Here is a 17,030-nt window from a genome sequence, read left to right on the forward strand (position 1 = left end):
TCCTTGGAATCTAGTCGATGATGTCGCCGTGCATCAAATGCTTACCCACGGCGACGGTACTGACGAAGCCCATCACCGCGATCAGCAGGGCGATCTCGAAGAACAGGTCGGAATCCAGCCAGATGCCGAACAACACGATCAGCGCCAGCGCATTGATGTACAGGGTATCCAGGGCCAGCACGCGATCCGGCATGCTCGGCCCCTGCACCAGGCGCAGCACGTTGAGCACCATGGCCACGCCGATGATGAACAGGCAGACAGGAATCACGTAGGCGAGCATTCGAATATCTCCAGCAGCGGCGCTTCGTAACGGCTCTTGATCTCGGCGATCATGGCATCGGCATCCGGCACATCCAGGCCATGCAGCAACAGGGTCTTGTGATCATTGCTGAGTCCAGCCGAGACGGTGCCCGGGGTCAGCGAAACCACACAGGCCAGCAACGACAGAAGGAACTCGTCCTCGATGTCCATCGGCACCTCGACGAATGCCGGTCGCAGGCGATCCTGCGGCCCCAGCACCAGGCGCGCGACGTGCAGGTTGGCCAGCACGATGTCGTAGAACACCTTGATCAGGAACGCGGCCAGCTTCAACGGCCGCCGCAGGTGCGGCACATTGAGCAGAAAGTCACGGGTCAGCCAGACGATGGCCCAACCGAGGAACAGGCCGAGCAAGACCTGGCCGAGCGCGATGGTGTTGACCAACGCCAGCCAGATGACGGCCAGCAGCAGGGTCAGGTGGGGATGGGGAAACAGACGTCTCATGCCTCACCTCCATTGATCAGCGAAAGGTACGGCTGCAGGTTGAGCAACTGCTCGGCGGTGGCCTGTGCGTAGGCCAGCAGCGGTTGCGCCATTACCAGCAGCAAGGGGCTGGCCAGCAACAGACCCAGCGTTGCGCCAAGGCGCGTCCAATCGGCCGGTTCGGTGTTCTCCAGCGGCCGGCCATGGCTGTGCCAGAACAGCTGGCTACCGGCGCGGCTCAGCGCCACCAGCGTGACTAACCCTGAGAGCAGCACCACCGACCACAACCACAGCGCCTGACTGCCCGGCTCTACCGACCGCAGCAGCAACAGCTTGCCGAGGAAGCCGGAAAATGGCGGCAAACCTGCCACCGAAATGGTCGCGGCGAAGAACAGCGCGCCCAGCAGCAGCGGCTGGTGCAGGGCCTGCAGCAGGTGCAGATCGTCACGCGCCGGGCCACGCTGACGCACGATCAACCCGGCCAGCAGGAACAACGCCGCGCTGATCAGGGTGCTGTGCAGCAGGTAATACAGGGCGGCACTCAACGCCTGTGGCGTACCGAGCGAGAAGCCCGCCAGCAGCGTGCCCACCGACACCACCACCAGGTAGCCCAGCAGCACTTGCAGGCGTTCGGCAGCCAGTGCACCGATGGCGCCTGCCGCCAGTGTCAGCAACGCCAACCACCAGAGCATCTCATGGGCCATATTGGCCAGTGGGCCAGCACCTTCACCGAAGACCAGGGTGAACACGCGGAAGATCGAATACAGGCCGACCTTGGTCATAATCGCGAACAGCGCCGCCACCGGGGCAGGCGCCGAGGCGTAGGCCCTCGGCAGCCAGAAGTACAGCGGCAACACCGCCGCCTTGAGGGCGAACACCACCAGCAGCAGATAGGCGGCGGCGCTGAGCAGCGGCGCCAGCTCAGGGTCGGCGTCGGCCACTTTCTGCGCCAGATCCGGCATGTTCAGCGTGCCGGTCAGGCCGTAGAGCATGCTCACGCCGATCAGGAAGAACGACGAGCCAAGCAGATTGAGCACCACGTAATGCACACCGGTTCTGATCTGATCCTTGCCGTTGCCATGCACCAGCAACGAGTAGGAGGAAATCAGCAGAATCTCGAAGAAGACGAACAGGTTGAACAGGTCGGCGGTGAGAAAAGCGCCGTTGATACCCAGCAACTGGAACTGGAACAGGGCATGGAAGTTCTGCCCGCGCGCATCGTCACCACGGCAGGCGTAGAGCACGGCGAAACCGGCCAGCACCGCGGTCAGCAGCAGCATCAGCGCGCTGAGGCGGTCGAGCAGCAGCATGATGCCGAACGGCGCCTGCCAATTGCCCAGTGCATAGGCGCGCAACTGGCCATCGTCGGCCAGCAATACCAGGTAGAGTCCCAGCGGCACCAAGGCCCAGGTGGCCGTCAGCGACAGCGCGCGCTTGAGGGGTTTGCTCAGATTGTGGCCAACCAGCAGCAAGGCACCCGCCAGCATCGGCAACAGAATCGGCAGGATCAGAGCATGATTCATACGCGCGGCTCCTCGCCGTCGACGTGATCGGTCTTCAGCTCACCCAGGCCGCGCAGTGCCAGTACCACGACGAAAGCGGTCATGGCGAAGCCGATGACGATGGCAGTCAATACCAGCGCCTGCGGCAGTGGGTCACCATAGGCCGGACTGCGTCCGATCACCGCCGGCACCCCGGTGCCGAGCCGCCCCATAGCGAAGATGAACAGGTTGACCGCGTAGGAAATCAGGGTCAGCCCCATGACCACCGGAAAGATCCGTGCGCGCAGGATCAGGTAGACACCGGCAGCCGTGAGTACCCCAAGGGTGATGGCGAACAACACCTCCATTTAGATGACCTCCTTGCAGGATTCGTCCTGGCCGACGTGTCCGAGGTTGGACAGGATCAGCAGCGTGGCCCCCACTACCGCGAGGTAGACGCCCAGGTCGAAGAGGATGGCCGTGGCCAGCTCGATCTCGCCGATCAGCGGGATGTGGAAATGATCGAAGGCGGACGTCAGGAACGGCACGCCGAACGCCCAACTGCCGAGACCGGTGAATGCGGCGATCAATACGCCCCAACCGGCCATGCTGTGATAGCTGAAACGCAGGCGCTGCTGCGTCCAGGTCACGCCATGAGAGATGTATTGCAGGATCAGCGCGACCGCGGTGATCAAGCCAGCGATGAAGCCGCCGCCCGGCAGGTTGTGGCCGCGAATGAAGATGAACACGGCGATCAGCAGCGCCAGCGGCAGCAAGGCCCGCGCCAGGTTGTCGAGGATCATCGGGTGGCTGTCGGTCGACCACAGACGACCGTTCTTGTCATGGGTCGGATGTGGGAGGTGCAGGCCGTACAACAGTGCGTAGATACCGATGGCGGCAATCGCCAGCACGGTGATCTCGCCAAGGGTATCGAAACCGCGGAAGTCCACCAGGATCACATTGACCACATTGGTTCCACCGCCGCCGGAGACGCTATTGTCGAGGAAGAACGAGGAAATGCTCTGGTAGGGACGGGTCAGCACCGCGTAGGCGAGCATCGCCACCACCGCACCGACACCACCAGCCAGGGTGAAATCACGCAATGCACGCAGACTGCTGGACTCGACCGGCGTGCGATCCGGCATGAAATACAGCGTCAGCATCAACAGGATGATGGTCACCACTTCCACCGACACCTGGGTCAGCGCCAGATCCGGCGCCGAGAAACGGGCGAAGGCCAGCGCCACCATCAACCCCGCCAGGCTGAGCAGCATCAACGCCACCAGGCGACGGCGATGGAAATACACGGTCAACAGCGCGCTGCCCATCAGCAGGATCATGCCCAGCACCGTGATGCCATCGAGCGGCGTCAGCTCCACCGAGCCGGTGAGGTTCTGCAGCGGGCTCAGCGCGACGATCAGCAGCAGCAGCGTGGCACCGAGCATCCAGCCGAGATAACTCTGCAGCGAACCGTTCTCCAGCAGGCCGGTGAAGCGGCGCGCCAACTTGATCAGGCCGACCAGCGCGTTGTCGAACACCAGCTTGGCATCGACGCTCGGCAGTCCGTCGTACCAGTGGTATAGCGGCTTGCGCAGCACGTAGACGGCAATACCGCCAAACAGCGCGATGAAGCTCATCAGCAGCGGCAGGTTGAAACCGTGCCAGATCGCCAGGCTGTACTCCGGCAGCTCGCCGCCAAGGGTCGCACCTGCGGCGCTGGCCAGCAGCGGTGCCACCGTATAGGTCGGCACGATGCCGACCAGCAGGCAGAGGAAGACCAGAATCTCCACCGGCACCTTCATATAGCGCGGCGGCTCATGAGGCGGGTACTTGGGCAGATCATGCGGCTCGCCGTTGAAGAACACGTCATGAATGAAACGCAGCGAATAGGCCACGGCGAATACACCGGCCAGCGTCGCCACCGCCGGAATCACCCAATTGAAGCTGCCAAACAGGTGCTGATTGAGGGTTTCGCCGAAGAACATTTCCTTGCTGAGGAAGCCGTTGAGCAACGGCACCCCGGCCATCGCCGAAGCGGCCACCATGGCCAGCACGGCCGTATGCGGCATGTACCGCCATAGCCCGGCGAGCTTGCGCATATCGCGGCTGCCGGTCTCGTGGTCGATGATGCCCGCGGCCATGAACAGCGAGGCCTTGAAGGTCGCATGATTGATGATGTGGAACACCGCCGCCACGGCTGCCAGACGGGTATCCAGGCCGAACAACAGAGTGATCAGGCCCAGGTGGCTGATGGTCGAGTAAGCCAGCAGTCCCTTGAGGTCATGCTGGAACAACGCCATGCAGGCGCCGACCAGCAGCGTGGTCAGGCCGGTGAGGCTGACCAGATAGAACCACCAGTCGGAGTCGGCCAGTGCCGGGTACAAACGCGCCAGCAGGAACACGCCGGCCTTGACCATGGTCGCCGAGTGCAGATAGGCCGAAACCGGCGTGGGTGCCGCCATCGCGTGCGGCAGCCAGAAATGGAAGGGAAACTGTGCGGACTTGGTGAACACCCCAAGCAGCACCAGGATCAGCGCCAGCGGATACAGCGCATGGGCGCGGATCAGGTCGCCCGAAGCCAGCACGTCGGTCAGCTCGAAGCTGCCGACGATGTTGCCGATCAGCAGGATACCGGCCAGCAGCGCCAGACCACCGCCGCCTGTGACGGTCAGCGCCATGCGCGCGCCCTTGCGCGCTTCGGAACGCCAGCCCCAGAAACCGATGAGCAGGAACGACGACAGGCTGGTCAGCTCCCAGAACACCATCATCAGCAGCAGGTTTTCCGACAGCACCACGCCCAGCATGGCGCCCATGAACAACAGCAGGAAGGAGAAGAACTGTCCCATCGAGTCGCGCTTCGACAGGTAGTAACGTGCGTAGAGAATCACCAACAAACCGATGCCGAGGATCAACAGGGCGAACAAAAAGCCCAGGCCATCGAGGCGCAGGCTAAGGTTCAAGCCCAGTTGTGGCAGCCACTCGTACTGCACGCGCAGCACTTCACCGGCGAACACACGCGGTTGTTGCATCAGCAGCAGGATCAGGGCCGTGAGCGGCGCAATGGCTGTGGCCAGGGCACAAGCCAGACGGCCGAAGCGGTCGGCCAGCACGGGCAGGATCAGCCCGAGAAACGGCAAGGCGATAATCAGCGCAAGTACCATCGGCACCCCCTCTATGCGGAACGGCCGGCGCGACCCGGCGGCATGAACTGGAGTCAAAAGTCCGTGACGGCGGCAGTCCCTACCGCCCGGAAACGGCTACACCGTCGTCAGAACCAGAATAGCCAGCGATTATCCATAACTATCGAACCATCGTCATGCATTGAATTATTACTAAAAACAGCATGTTGCAATGACTGTACGAATGCGAGGGCGCCAGGGGTGATGTTCCCCTCGTCAGTGCGGGGCTTGGAGGTTAGCCGCCATGAATGACGCAGGAATAAAAAAGTCGGAGCGGTGTCGCACCGCTCCGACTTTCATAGAGATGCAGACTTAATGAGTGACGCGACTGGTACCGTTGACGGTCATGATACGAACGCGCTCGCCAACCCTGAACACTTGATTCGGCTCGACTTCCTGCACATAGGCCCGCATGGTGCCGTCGTCTTCACGCACGGTGATTTCGACACCCTGGGTACGCGTCAGGCCCTCTTCGGCTGCGGCGCCCAGCAAGCCGCCGGCAACTGCACCGATCACCGCCATGACGGCGCTACCCCGACCACCACCGACGCCACTACCACCAACGCCACCGATCACCGCACCGGCACCAGCACCAATCGGCGTCTTGGTACCTTCGATCTTCACAGGACGGAGCGACTCGATGGTTCCCATGCGCACCGTTTGCACAGCTCGGGCCTCGTCACGGCTGTAGGTGTCGCCGGTCAGGCTGGACTGGCAACCGCCGAGAAGCAGAAACGCAGCCAGCGAGGTGATGAGCAGAGTAGGTTTACGCATAGCAATTCCTCCAGAGATATCTCGATCCATTAGACGCCACGCCCAGGCAGTCGTCACCAACATGCCTCAACAATAGTAGATTCAGACAGACAGAGTTCAGCTAGGTTCTATACGTGGAATCAGCGTAGCGCTTCGGCTCGTGCCAGACCGCTCAGGCGCCAGAGCCGAGCGATATCCACCGCGCGCGCCTGCAACTCCGCTGCAGCACCAGCCATCGCCTGCTCCAGCGAAAGCGGTCCCGGCGCCAGGCTGAACGCGGCTTCGATGCCGGCGTCGTAAAGCGCCTGGTAGTTCTCGCCCAGGCTACCAGCCAAGGCGATCACCGGCGCACCAGCTGCGCGTGCGACGCGCGCCACGCCCATGGGCGTCTTGCCGTGCAGGGTCTGTTCGTCCATTCGCCCTTCACCGGTAATCACCAGATCAGCCCCCTGCACCGCTTCGGCCAGCCCGGACAGCTCGGCAACCAGCTCGATGCCCGGCCGGAAGCTGGCCTTCAGGAACGCCCGCGCGGCAAAACCAAGGCCGCCCGCCGCACCTACGCCTGGAAATTGCCCGTGATCCTCGCCAAGCGTAGACGCAACGACGTGCGCATAACGCTCCAGCGCAGCATCCAGTTCGACGACCTGCTCGGGCGTCGCCCCCTTCTGCGGGCCGAACACTGCCGACGCACCGCGCGGGCCGCAGAGCGGGTTATCGACGTCCGCAGCGACCTCGACCTGTACCTGCAGCAGCCGTGCATCCAGGCCACTCAGGTCGATCTGATCGAGCCCAGCCAGCGCGGCACCGCCTGGCGCCAGCTCATGCCCCTGCTCATCGAGAAAACGCACGCCAAGCGCCTGCAGAAGGCCCATCCCACCGTCATTGGTGGCACTGCCGCCAAGCCCGAGGATAATGCGCCTCGCCCCAGCCTCGAGCGCCTCCCTGATCAGCTCGCCCGTGCCAAAGCTACTGGCCCGGCGTGCATCACGCTGCTCACGCGGCACCCAGTGCAGGCCGCTGGCAGCAGCCATTTCAATGACCGCTGTGCCCTGCCCCAACCAGCCCCAATGCGCCGTGACCGGCTCACCCATGGGGCCGCGTACCTGATGCTCGCGCCGCTCGCCACCTACGGCAGCCAGCAGCGCATCCACCGTGCCCTCGCCGCCATCGGCCATAGGCCGTAACAGGCATTCGGCTTCGGGAAACACCTGTTGCCAGCCGCGAGCGATGGCTGCGGCCACATCGGGCGCACTGAGACTCTCCTTGAAGGAGTCGGGAGCGATGACGATTTTCATGATGGAAACCTCGGAAGGGACGAACGGCCCGAAAACCGTCCGCCAATGAAGCGAATTACAGCAGAACCAGGCTAAGCAGCCAGACGGTGATCATGCCGGCGACACCCTGGATCAGGGTAGCGACCGTTTGCGCACGATAAGCCGTGGAAACCTTCATGCGGCTGAACTGGGTGACGACCCAGAAGAAGCTGTCGTTGGCATGCGAAACAGTCATCGCTCCCGCCCCGATGGCCATGACGGTGAGCACGCGGCCCATCTCGCTATCGAGCCCCAACTGACCGAGCAGTGGCGCGACCAAGGCAGAGGTGGTGACCAGCGCGACAGTCGTCGAACCTTGTGCACTCTTCAGCGCGGCGGCGACCACGAACGGCATGAACAGACCAATGCCCAGTGCCGACAGCGTAGTACCCAGGTAATCACCCAGCGGGGTGACCTTGAGGATCGCACCGAAAGCGCCACCAGCACCGGTGATCAGCAGGATTGGCGCTGCGGACACCAGGCCATCGACGACGTAATCATGGAATTCCTGGCGCTTGTCGGCGCTCTTGAGCAGCGTGCAGGCCAGAGCCAGGCCAACCAGCAGCGCCGCAATGGGCTGACCGAAGAAATTCAGCATGCCGAACAGCAGACCATCACCGAACGGCTTGCTGGGGAACACGGCGATGGAACCCAGGCAGATCAGCACGATGGGCACGAAGATCGGCGCGAAAGCCTGGAAGGCGCTGGGCAACTTGCCATAGCGGGCCTTGAGGGCCTCGAAATCGACCGCATCGTCGAGCAGTTCGCTCGGCGCCTCTTCCAGCAGATCCTTGTCGTTCTGCTTGAGGAAGCGATTGGCCCACAGCATGCCAGCCAGCGCGGTAACCAGCGCGACCACCAGGCCGACAGCGATCACCAGGCCCAGCGAGGTTTCCAGGCCGAGGTTGCCGGCAGCGGCAATCGGCCCCGGGGTCGGCGGCACGAAGGTGTGGGTAGCGTACAGACCGGTGGCCAATGCCACGCTCATGGCCACCACGGATACCTTCATCCGCGCCGCCAGGGCGTTCTTCAGCGAGTTGAGGATGACGTAGCCGGAATCACAGAACACCGGAATGGACACCAGATAACCGATGATCGACATGGTCAGCGTAGGGAAACGCTGGCCCAGCAGACGAATCACGGTCTCCGCCATGGTGATGGCTGCGCCACTGCGCTCCAGGATCACCCCAATGATGGTGCCCAGCGCGATGACGATACCGATGTAGCCGAGAATGCCGCCGAAACCCGACGCGACGGTCTTGAGAATCTCGGGAGCGGGAAGCTGATAGGCGAAACCGGCGATGATCGCGGCGCCCAGCAAGGCGAGAAAGGGGTGCAACTTCAAGCGTGTAGTGGACAGTACGATGAACGCGATGAGCGCCACCAGGATCAGGACCAGGCCCATGACCAGTCTCCTCATTGTTGTTATGACCGGATGCAGTATCCGGCTGGGAATGCCGACAGGCAGGCCATTGTGGCTCAGCCTTGAGCGGCAGACCCTGTGCACCTGCACCAAAAGACAAGAGCCTTGAACGAGCCGTTTAGTTCAGGCGCACAATAACCCTTCAACGGGACTCGTCACCCTCGACACCCAACAGACCCAGGCCAAGGGATAATTGCAGGCGCTGATCGAAACGATTGAGGTCGAGTCCACTCAGCTCGCCAATGCGCTCCAGGCGATAACGCAGGGTATTACGGTGAATGCCCAATGCCTGGGCACAGGTCTGAATCTGGCCATCATGGGCGCACCAGGCTTCCAGCGTGGCCCGCAACGTGCCTTGTGCATCCTGAGCCAGAACCTGGCGCAACGGCGCCAGCCACCCCTGTAACAACCAACTGTGGCGTTGCGCATAAAGCAAGGTGGGCAGGCGCAGCTCCTCCAGCGATAGCAGGCGACGCCGCGGGAAGCGCGCCTGTCCATAAGCCTGCAGATCACGCAGCACCAGGCTGGCCTGACGCAATTCGGCAAGGTCGCCCAGAGGGTCGCTCAAGGCCAGGGAACGCACGCCCCATTCGCGCTCATCAGCCTGGCTCAACCAGGCCTGATCATCGCGACTGGCGTTATAGGGACGACACCAGAGCAATTCATTACGCCCCAGCGGCGCCACCAGATGCTCGCTCTTGCCTCCAAGCGCCGCCAGCAGACGCGCCTGGCGCGGCAGCGGGTCGCCCTGCTCCACCAGACGCAGCAGGCACATCTGCCGGGGCCAGCCCAGATTCAGTCCCAGCCGCTCGGCCTCCGCCTCGAGACTGGCCAAGGCCTGTTGCGGATCGAGCAACTGACGCAACCAGGCTTCCTGCTGATGCCGCTGCCAATGCCGCTCAGCCTGCAACACACGATGCTCCACCAGCATCTCGGCGGCCATGCGTACCAGCTCGGCGTAGGGGCGCACCACCTCGGGATCACCGGTGATGCCGAGCACGCCGATCAGTTGTTCGGCATGACGAAGCGGCAAGTTGACGCCCGGCTTGACGCCACGCAGACAGGCCGCCGCCTGTGCGTCGATTTCCACCACACGGCGGTTGGCCAGCACCAGTTGCGCACCTTCATGACGGGTGTGCAGTCGGCTGGGATCACCACTGCCGATGATCATGCCCTGAGCATCCATCACGTTGATGTTGTGCGGCAGGATGGCCATCGCACGGTCGACGATGCGCTGCGCCAGGGTGGAATCGAGTTCGAGCATGAGAAATGGCTCCACGACGGGAGCCGGCATTGTAGGCCAGCTACGAGCTCACACCTCGGGAAACCACCCAGAATGCATCCAAAACCCTGGTAGGGCGCGCCACGCGCACCAATGACGGTGGTGCGATCTTGATTGATGCGCACCACGCCCCCCCCCCTACAAGGCCGTCATTGCGGGTGGATCAGGGTGCCAGGCGCTCGCGAATCCAGGCCTCGCCCTGCAGGCGGTAATTGAGCCGGTCATGCAGACGGCTGGGACGCCCCTGCCAGAACTCGATACGTTCCGGCAGTAGGCGATAGCCGCCCCAGTGAGGCGGGCAATGCGGAGTCTGGTTGAGAAAGCGCTTCTCGGTTTCGGCGAGCAGGCCTTCGAGCTCGGCACGATCCCGAATCACCCGGCTCTGCGGTGAAGCCCAAGCACCGATCCGGCTGCCCAGGGGGCGTACCTGAAAATAGCCATCGGACTCGGCTGCAGTGACCTGCTCCACGCGCCCTTCGATGCGCACCTGGCGCTCCAGGCTGGGCCAGAAGAAGGTCATGGCGGCGAATGGACGCGCCGCAAGCTGACGCCCCTTGGCGCTGTCGTAATTGCTGAAGAAGGTGAAACCGCGCTCGTCGAGGCCCTTGAGCAGCAGCACCCGACAGTGCGGCCGACCGCCATCGTCGACCGTCGCAAGAGTCATGGCATTGGGCTCGACCGGCAACTGCTCGGTCTTCACCGCGTCATCGAACCATTGACGGAACAGGGAAAAAGGCTCCAGCGGGGCCTGAGTCTCGCTCAGGCCGTCGCGGGTGTAGTCGCGGCGCATATCGGCCAGTGTCTGGGTCATGGCAGCTCCTCAGGGCACCTCTAGAAAGTAATTGCGTTTCCAGAGCCACCTCAGCGAGTGGGAAATGCCGCCAAGCTTACTCCGACTTGCTCTGTTTTCCTTGATCTACAGCAGCTACCTTGGGTGCATCCTTCAACTCGGCCTTGGCCGGCTGACTGTACTTGGCGATCAGGCCCTGCATGGTGTCACGCGAGGTCAGCAGAATCTCCACACGGCGGTTGAGCGCACGGCCCGCGGCGCTGTCGTTGGCTGCACGCGGGGCATCCGAACCCAGGCCCATGACCTGCAGTCGGTTCTGCTTGAGGCCACTGAGACGGAAGATCGAGGTCACGGCACGCGCACGTTGCTGGCTGAGGTCGCGATTCTTCGCATCATCACCGCTGCTGTCGGCATGCCCGAGCACGACGACGGCGATGTCCTCATCGGTTTCCAGCAGCTTGGCGACGCGGGTGATTGGGCCAAGGCTGACCGGCAGCAGCATCTGCGGACGATCCGGGTTGAAGGAACCCTGTACCGGCGCGGTGACCACCAGCAGGTTCTCGCGACGCTCGAACTCGAAATGGCTGCCTTTGACCGCTTCGCGCAGCTTGGGCTCATATTCATCGAGCCAGGCACGGGTCACTTGTGGCGGCGGCATCACTGCCGGCTTGGCCACTTCCTTCTTTTCCGGGCTGGAGCAGCCTGCAATCAACAGGCAGCAGGTGAAAGCGAAGATCTTGTTGCGCATGAAGCCCCCCAGGGTCTCAGTCGATTCGAATTATTCAAAACACGACTGCCAGGCAGTGTAGACCGGCAGTTACAGGCATTGGGCCAATATCCGCGCTAATTTCTGCGCACGCGGATCCATCAGGACGAACGGTCCCAGATTATTGATAACGAAGCCGAACGCGACATCGCGCTCGGGGTCAGCGAAGCCGCTGGAACCACCGGCACCGGGATGGCCGAAGGCGTTGCCACCCAGACCGTAGGTGGCGTTGGCCACCTGTGCCTGATCGAGCATGCAGCCAAGACCGAAACGGGTCTGGGTCAGCAGCGTCTTGTCTTCACCGACAGCGTGCTCACGGGTCATCTCGGCGAGCAGCTCGCTCTCCAGCAGGCGACCATCGAGCAGGCCTGCGTAGAAACCGGCCAGGCTACGGGCATTGCCGTGCCCATTGGCGGCCGGCTGCTGCATGCGTCGCCACTCGGGCTTGTTGGTGCTGGTCATGATCGACGGCGGATTGGTGAACGAACGCGTACTCATGGCAGCGGCATCGCTCATCATCACCTTGAGCAGTCGCTGCGCTGCGGCATCCCCCAGGTTGCCCTTGCCCCGGGCGATATGAGCGACGCGCTCGAACTCGCTGTCAGCCAGGCCGACATGGAAGTCCAGGCCCAGCGGTTTGGCGATACGCGCGGCAATGCTTTCGCCCGGGCCACGTCCCTCGACACGGCGGATCAGCTCGCCGATCAACCAGCCATAAGTGATTGGTGCATAGCCATGGCCTTCGCCGAGCGTCCACCAGGGCGCTTCGGCGGCCAGCGCGGTGGTCATGGTCTGCCAGTCGTAGAGGGCTTCGGCCGGCAGCAGTTGGTGCAGCGCCGGCAGGCCCGCCTGGTGGCTGAGCAGATGACGCAGGGTGATGCGCTCCTTGCCCGCGGCAGCAAATTCAGGCCAGTAACGTGCAACCGGCGCGTCGAGTTCGAGCTTGCCCTCGCCAACCAGCTGCAAGGCGACGACAGCGGCGAAGGGTTTGGTGCAGGAGAACAGGTTGGCGATGGTATCGCTATGCCAGGCTTGCTGGCCGTCCTTGTCCATCACACCGGCCCAGATATCCAGCACGGTTTCCCCGCCGACCTGGACACAGAGCGCGGCGCCGCGCTCCTGTGGATCATCGAAGAGACTGGCAAAGGCTTCCTTCACCGCCTCGAAGCGCAAGTCGAAATACCCCTGAACCTGCACAGTTGACTCCTTTGACGAAATTGCGGGCATTGTTCCAGCCAATGCGCCTGTTGGGAACCGCTGGTAATCGACAAAACGCCCGTGGCACGGGCGTTTCAGTGGATTTCCCGACGAAAGGGCGGCAAGGCATTGAGAATCGCCTTGCCGTAACGCTGCGTGACCACGCGACGATCCAGCAAGGTGATGGTGCCGCGATCCTCTTCGGTTCGCAGCAGACGGCCACAGGCCTGCACCAGACGCAGGGACGCATCCGGCACGGCGATTTCCATGAACGGGTTGCCGCCACGGGCCTCGATCCATTCGGCCAGCGCCGCCTCGACCGGATCATCCGGCACCGCGAAGGGAATCTTGGCGATCACCACGTGCTCGCAATAGGCACCAGGCAGGTCGACGCCTTCGGCAAAGCTGGCAAGGCCGAACAACACGCTCTCCTCACCGGAATCGACACGCGCCTTGTGCTTGTTCAGGGTCTCCTGCTTAGACAGGTTGCCCTGGATGAACACGCGTTTGCGCCAGTCGCGCTCCAGACCGTCGAATACATCCTGCATCTGCCGACGCGAGGAGAACAGCACCAGCGAACCACGGCTACCCGCCACCAGCGCCGGCAGATCGCGAATGATCGCAGCAGTGTGCGCGGCGGCATCACGCGGATCGGCCTTGAGGTCGGGCACCCGCAACACACCGGCATCCGCGTGATGGAAGGGGCTCGGCACCACCGCAGTGACGGCCACCTTGGGCAGCCCTGCGCGCATGCGGTAACGGTCGAAAGTGCCCAACGCCGTCAGCGTGGCCGAGGTCACCAGAGCGCCGTAGGCGACGCTCCACAGGTTGCGCCGCAGGGTCTCGGCAGCCAGGATCGGGCTGGCGTTGACCTCGATATCGAACAGAGCGCCGCTCTCAGCCAGGGTCAGCCAACGGGCCATGGGCGGACTCTCTTCCGGGTCTTCGGCGGTGAATGCCAACCACAGCTCCCAGTTGCCCTTGGCTCGTGCCATCAGACTGCCGAACAACGGGTACCACTCCTCGGCCTGGTGGCTGGCGACACCCACTGCGCCCTCGCCGTCCATCGCCTCCTTGAGCAGCTCGGTGACACCGGTGAACAGGTCGTTGAGTTTGGAAAAACCTTTCTTCAGCTCCAGCCCCAGCTCGCGAATGTGCTCGGGCACTACGCCGCCGACGAAGCGATGACGTGGGCGCTCGCGTCCTTCCATGTCCTCGCCCGCCTTGAAGTCGGCAATTTCCTCGCAGGCGCTGAACATGAACTGCTGATGACTCTTCAATTCGCGCGCCAGCTCCGGCACCTGCTCGATCAGGCGACCCAGGTCACCCGGTAGCGGATTCTGCGCCAGCAGCTTGGTGAGGTTCTTGTCGATCTGGGTCAGCCAGTCGGCAGTCGAGCGCAGCCGGGTGAAGTGAGCGAAGTGACCGATGGCCTTGTCCGGCAGGTGATGGCCTTCGTCGAACACGTAGATGGTTTCGCGCGGATCAGGCAGCACGGCACCGCCACCCAACGCCAGGTCGGCCAACACCATATCGTGGTTGGTGACGATCACATCGACCTTGCCCATGCCTTCACGGGCCTTGTAGAACGCACACTGCTGGAAGTTCGGGCAATGACGATTGGTGCACTGGCTATGATCGGTGGTCAGTTGGCTCCAGCGCGTGTCTTCAAGTTCTTCAGGCCATGAATCGCGGTCGCCGTCCCATTTGTTGCCGGCGAGTTTCTCGATCATCGCGGTGAACAGCTTCTGACCCTGCTCGTCGACATCGATGCGAAAGCCTTCCTCTTCGAACAACTGAGCGGTGGCGCTTTGCGCGGCGCCATCCTGCAATAGATGGTCGAGCTTGGACAGGCACAGATAGCGGCCACGCCCCTTGGCCAGGGCGAAGCTGAAGTTCAGACCACTGTTGCGCAGCAGATCCGGCAGATCCTTGTGCACGATCTGCTCCTGCAGGGCGACCGTCGCAGTGGCGATGACCAGACGTTTGCCCGCTGCCTTGGCGGTCGGAATGGTCGCCAGGCTGTAGGCCACCGTCTTGCCGGTACCGGTGCCCGCCTCTACCGCGACCACGGCAGGATCGCCCAGGCGCTTGCCTTCGTCGTCAGCCTTGATCGCGCCGAGCACCTTGGCGATCTCGGCGATCATCAAGCGCTGGCCATAGCGAGGCTTGAGCGACTTGGCCTCGAGGAAACGGGAGTAGGCGCCCTGGATCTGGGACTTGAGTTCAGTGCTGAGCATGTATTCTGAAACGAAAAAGGCTGGATAAATTTTCAGTATTTCTGAAGCGGTCGCTATCATAGCGCGCCAATCGATCCGGCGCAGAACCCTGTGTCGAAGGATCGCTACAAGAATCGAACGGAGACGCCTGATGACGCCCTATGCCTCGCTCTATGCCCTGCATCTGCTCGCTGCCCTGATCTGGGTAGGCGGCATGTTCTTCGCCTGGATGATCCTGCGTCCCTCGGCGGTCGAAGTGCTGGAAGCACCAGCTCGCTTGCGCCTGTGGCTGAGCGTGTTCAAGCGCTTCTTCATCTGGGTATGGGCCGCGGTGGTGCTGCTGCCGGTCAGCGGCATGGGCATGCTGCAGATGGGCTTCGGCGGTATGCAGGGCGCACCGCGCTACGTGCACATCATGATGGGGCTGTACCTGGTGATGCTCGCCCTGTTCCTGCGCATTCAGGCCCTGCAACTGCCGGAATTGCGTCGTGCGGTGGAGGCCGAGGACTGGCCGGCAGGCGGTGCAGTGCTGGGCAGGATTCGCAAGGTGGTGGGATTCAACCTGCTGATCGGCCTGGCACTGACTGCTCTGGTCGGTATGCGCCCCACTTTCTGACGCGAGGCGGCCCGGGTAGCGGCACTAACGGGAAGCCGCATGCGGTGGGTGTGGCCACACACTCACCGTCCACTACAGCGCGCGGCGCGCCCTACGCGACAGAAGCGGAAGGCTCAGAAACGGAAAACCTGCAGCTCACCACTGCGGCCGACACTGCCTTCGCGGCCCGGTCGACCATGGCTGCCATCACTGGCACCCTCTACGCCATAGAGCAGGCAGCCCTTGGCAGCACCGCCACGACCACCACGCCCCGCAGTGCCGGCCTCACCGCCAGCACCGCCATCGAGCAATACCTGGAGACGCTCGACCTCGACGGCGTGCGAAACTTCCAGGGTAACGTTGCCACCGGGCGCACCTTCATGACCGTCCGTGCCATCCTGGCCGTCATAGCCACTGCTGGCACTGCCCCAGGTGCATCCCCCCGGCTGTCCGTGAGCACCGTCGAGCCCTGCATAGCCAGGCGTACCACGACCACCGCGAACGTCCAGGGTCAGTGACTCGAAGGTGATCTTATGCAGCTTGAGCTTGATCTCGCGTCCTGCAGTGGCAGGTTTGCTGTATGAGCCTGCTGCCCCTTTGGCGCTGATCCAGGCCCCCTCCCCCACGTCGGCATCGAGGATTTCCAGACGCAAGGGTTGAGCACCAGGCGCAACGCCGATACGCGCTTCACGCCCCATCTGCAGTTCGGCGATACGCAGTTCGGTCACTGTCGCCGGGATCAACAACGTGCCGTGATCGGCCACTTCCAGGCGATCCAGCTGCAAGGCACTGGAGGCAGCTGGCAGGCGCATCAGCGTGTTGGAGGAAACCTTGATCTGCGAATCGGCCAGCGCCGTTGTCGCACAGAAACACAGCACAAGCGCCAGACTACGCATGAGCAGCCTCCTCAACTGTCACCACAACCGGTGCTTCGGCCGGCTTTTCCACTTTAAGCGGATACAGATGAAAGATGCCGAACAGCAGTACCTGGACACGATCCAGCCAGGGACTGCTACGCCCGACCAGGAGTGACGAGAACAACCACAGCTGAAGGCCATGCAGCGACAACAGGAAGGCAGCCAACAGGTAGATCAGTTGTTCGAACGGGCTGCCCAGCCACTTGGCTAGGGCAGCGCAGAACACCAGCCAGAAGGACAAGGCCAACGCCTTACCCGTGATCATCAATGCTTTCATCCCCGCCCTCGTGCACGCGCTTTCTAATAGCGCAGCACGTTAACCGCTCATGGCGCCGGCCACCAGTGTGGAGGAATGTTTTTCCATCGCTTTCTGT

Annotated in this window: 16 protein-coding genes; 1 reads left to right on the plus strand and 15 read right to left on the minus strand. The window is 62.9% G+C overall.

Annotated elements, in window-relative coordinates:
- Positions 1-10: 10 nt before the first annotated feature.
- From C7A17_RS03035 to dinG, 13 genes are all read right to left on the minus strand, one after another.
- Positions 11-280: a K+/H+ antiporter subunit F gene (locus C7A17_RS03035; protein ID WP_106736619.1), complete on the minus strand. Its 270-nt coding sequence runs from the start codon at positions 278-280 to the stop codon at positions 11-13.
- Positions 265-762 (minus strand): Na+/H+ antiporter subunit E, encoded by a 498-nt coding sequence (locus C7A17_RS03040; protein ID WP_106736620.1) that lies wholly within the window; start codon positions 760-762, stop codon positions 265-267. The genes C7A17_RS03035 and C7A17_RS03040 overlap by 16 nt, the downstream gene beginning before the upstream one ends.
- Positions 759-2,264, minus strand: coding sequence for a monovalent cation/H+ antiporter subunit D (locus C7A17_RS03045; RefSeq protein ID WP_106736621.1), 1,506 nt, complete (start codon positions 2,262-2,264; stop codon positions 759-761). The genes C7A17_RS03040 and C7A17_RS03045 overlap by 4 nt, the downstream gene beginning before the upstream one ends.
- Entirely contained in the window at positions 2,261-2,590 is a 330-nt protein-coding gene (locus C7A17_RS03050) for a Na+/H+ antiporter subunit C (RefSeq protein WP_106736622.1), read from the minus strand. The genes C7A17_RS03045 and C7A17_RS03050 overlap by 4 nt, the downstream gene beginning before the upstream one ends.
- Entirely contained in the window at positions 2,591-5,383 is a 2,793-nt protein-coding gene (locus C7A17_RS03055; protein WP_106736623.1) for a monovalent cation/H+ antiporter subunit A, read from the minus strand.
- A gap of 330 nt (positions 5,384-5,713) precedes the next feature.
- Positions 5,714-6,175: an outer membrane lipoprotein gene (locus C7A17_RS03060; RefSeq protein ID WP_106736624.1), complete on the minus strand. Its 462-nt coding sequence runs from the start codon at positions 6,173-6,175 to the stop codon at positions 5,714-5,716.
- 119 nt (positions 6,176-6,294) lie between these two features.
- Positions 6,295-7,449 (minus strand): glycerate kinase, encoded by a 1,155-nt coding sequence (locus tag C7A17_RS03065; RefSeq protein WP_106736625.1) that lies wholly within the window; start codon positions 7,447-7,449, stop codon positions 6,295-6,297.
- A 55-nt stretch (positions 7,450-7,504) separates the two neighbouring features.
- Positions 7,505-8,872, minus strand: coding sequence for a GntP family permease (locus tag C7A17_RS03070; RefSeq protein WP_106736626.1), 1,368 nt, complete (start codon positions 8,870-8,872; stop codon positions 7,505-7,507).
- Positions 8,873-9,032: 160 nt separating this feature from the next.
- Complete coding sequence (locus tag C7A17_RS03075) at positions 9,033-10,154, minus strand: sugar diacid recognition domain-containing protein (RefSeq protein WP_106736627.1); 1,122 nt, start codon at positions 10,152-10,154, stop codon at positions 9,033-9,035.
- A gap of 181 nt (positions 10,155-10,335) precedes the next feature.
- The gene (gene pdxH / locus C7A17_RS03080) at positions 10,336-10,983 is read right to left on the minus strand and encodes a pyridoxamine 5'-phosphate oxidase (protein ID WP_106736628.1); all 648 of its coding nucleotides are present in this window, start codon (positions 10,981-10,983) and stop codon (positions 10,336-10,338) included.
- Between the two features lie 76 nt (positions 10,984-11,059).
- Positions 11,060-11,710, minus strand: a complete 651-nt coding sequence (locus tag C7A17_RS03085; protein WP_106736629.1) for an OmpA family protein — start codon at positions 11,708-11,710, stop codon at positions 11,060-11,062.
- 69 nt (positions 11,711-11,779) lie between these two features.
- The gene (locus C7A17_RS03090; protein ID WP_106736630.1) at positions 11,780-12,925 is read right to left on the minus strand and encodes a serine hydrolase domain-containing protein; all 1,146 of its coding nucleotides are present in this window, start codon (positions 12,923-12,925) and stop codon (positions 11,780-11,782) included.
- Positions 12,926-13,020: 95 nt separating this feature from the next.
- Positions 13,021-15,165: an ATP-dependent DNA helicase DinG gene (gene dinG / locus C7A17_RS03095; RefSeq protein ID WP_106736631.1), complete on the minus strand. Its 2,145-nt coding sequence runs from the start codon at positions 15,163-15,165 to the stop codon at positions 13,021-13,023.
- Positions 15,166-15,295: 130 nt separating this feature from the next.
- Between dinG and C7A17_RS03100 the strand changes: the two genes are divergently transcribed.
- Positions 15,296-15,760 carry a CopD family protein gene (locus C7A17_RS03100; protein WP_106736632.1) on the plus strand — a complete coding sequence of 155 codons (465 nt, stop codon included), beginning with the start codon at positions 15,296-15,298 and terminating at the stop codon, positions 15,758-15,760.
- Positions 15,761-15,873: 113 nt separating this feature from the next.
- Here the strand turns inward: C7A17_RS03100 and C7A17_RS03105 are convergent, their stop codons facing one another.
- Together C7A17_RS03105 and C7A17_RS03110 are read right to left on the minus strand one after the other, a co-directional pair.
- Positions 15,874-16,635 carry a hypothetical protein gene (locus C7A17_RS03105; RefSeq protein ID WP_106736633.1) on the minus strand — a complete coding sequence of 254 codons (762 nt, stop codon included), beginning with the start codon at positions 16,633-16,635 and terminating at the stop codon, positions 15,874-15,876.
- Positions 16,628-16,933: a DUF1145 domain-containing protein gene (locus C7A17_RS03110; protein ID WP_106736634.1), complete on the minus strand. Its 306-nt coding sequence runs from the start codon at positions 16,931-16,933 to the stop codon at positions 16,628-16,630. The genes C7A17_RS03105 and C7A17_RS03110 overlap by 8 nt, the downstream gene beginning before the upstream one ends.
- Between the last annotated feature and the right edge of the window lie 97 nt (positions 16,934-17,030).

The organism is Pseudomonas mendocina, assembly GCF_003008615.1.
GTDB classification, from domain to species: Bacteria; Pseudomonadota; Gammaproteobacteria; order Pseudomonadales; family Pseudomonadaceae; genus Aquipseudomonas; species Aquipseudomonas mendocina_C.

Excerpts from the sequence above, each read along its gene's own strand:
- C7A17_RS03035 (WP_106736619.1), bottom strand. The coding sequence starts at position 280 with ATGCTCGCCTACGTGATTCCTGTCTGCCTGTTCATCATCGGCGTGGCC.
- C7A17_RS03040 (WP_106736620.1), bottom strand. The coding sequence starts at position 762 with ATGAGACGTCTGTTTCCCCATCCCCACCTGACCCTGCTGCTGGCCGTC.
- C7A17_RS03045 (WP_106736621.1), bottom strand. The coding sequence starts at position 2,264 with ATGAATCATGCTCTGATCCTGCCGATTCTGTTGCCGATGCTGGCGGGT.
- C7A17_RS03050 (WP_106736622.1), bottom strand. The coding sequence starts at position 2,590 with ATGGAGGTGTTGTTCGCCATCACCCTTGGGGTACTCACGGCTGCCGGT.
- C7A17_RS03055 (WP_106736623.1), bottom strand. The coding sequence starts at position 5,383 with ATGGTACTTGCGCTGATTATCGCCTTGCCGTTTCTCGGGCTGATCCTG.
- C7A17_RS03060 (WP_106736624.1), bottom strand. The coding sequence starts at position 6,175 with ATGCGTAAACCTACTCTGCTCATCACCTCGCTGGCTGCGTTTCTGCTT.
- C7A17_RS03065 (WP_106736625.1), bottom strand. The coding sequence starts at position 7,449 with ATGAAAATCGTCATCGCTCCCGACTCCTTCAAGGAGAGTCTCAGTGCG.
- C7A17_RS03070 (WP_106736626.1), bottom strand. The coding sequence starts at position 8,872 with ATGGGCCTGGTCCTGATCCTGGTGGCGCTCATCGCGTTCATCGTACTG.
- C7A17_RS03075 (WP_106736627.1), bottom strand. The coding sequence starts at position 10,154 with ATGCTCGAACTCGATTCCACCCTGGCGCAGCGCATCGTCGACCGTGCG.
- pdxH (WP_106736628.1), bottom strand. The coding sequence starts at position 10,983 with ATGACCCAGACACTGGCCGATATGCGCCGCGACTACACCCGCGACGGC.
- C7A17_RS03085 (WP_106736629.1), bottom strand. The coding sequence starts at position 11,710 with ATGCGCAACAAGATCTTCGCTTTCACCTGCTGCCTGTTGATTGCAGGC.
- dinG (WP_106736631.1), bottom strand. The coding sequence starts at position 15,165 with ATGCTCAGCACTGAACTCAAGTCCCAGATCCAGGGCGCCTACTCCCGT.
- C7A17_RS03100 (WP_106736632.1), top strand. The coding sequence starts at position 15,296 with ATGACGCCCTATGCCTCGCTCTATGCCCTGCATCTGCTCGCTGCCCTG.
- C7A17_RS03105 (WP_106736633.1), bottom strand. The coding sequence starts at position 16,635 with ATGCGTAGTCTGGCGCTTGTGCTGTGTTTCTGTGCGACAACGGCGCTG.
- C7A17_RS03110 (WP_106736634.1), bottom strand. The coding sequence starts at position 16,933 with ATGAAAGCATTGATGATCACGGGTAAGGCGTTGGCCTTGTCCTTCTGG.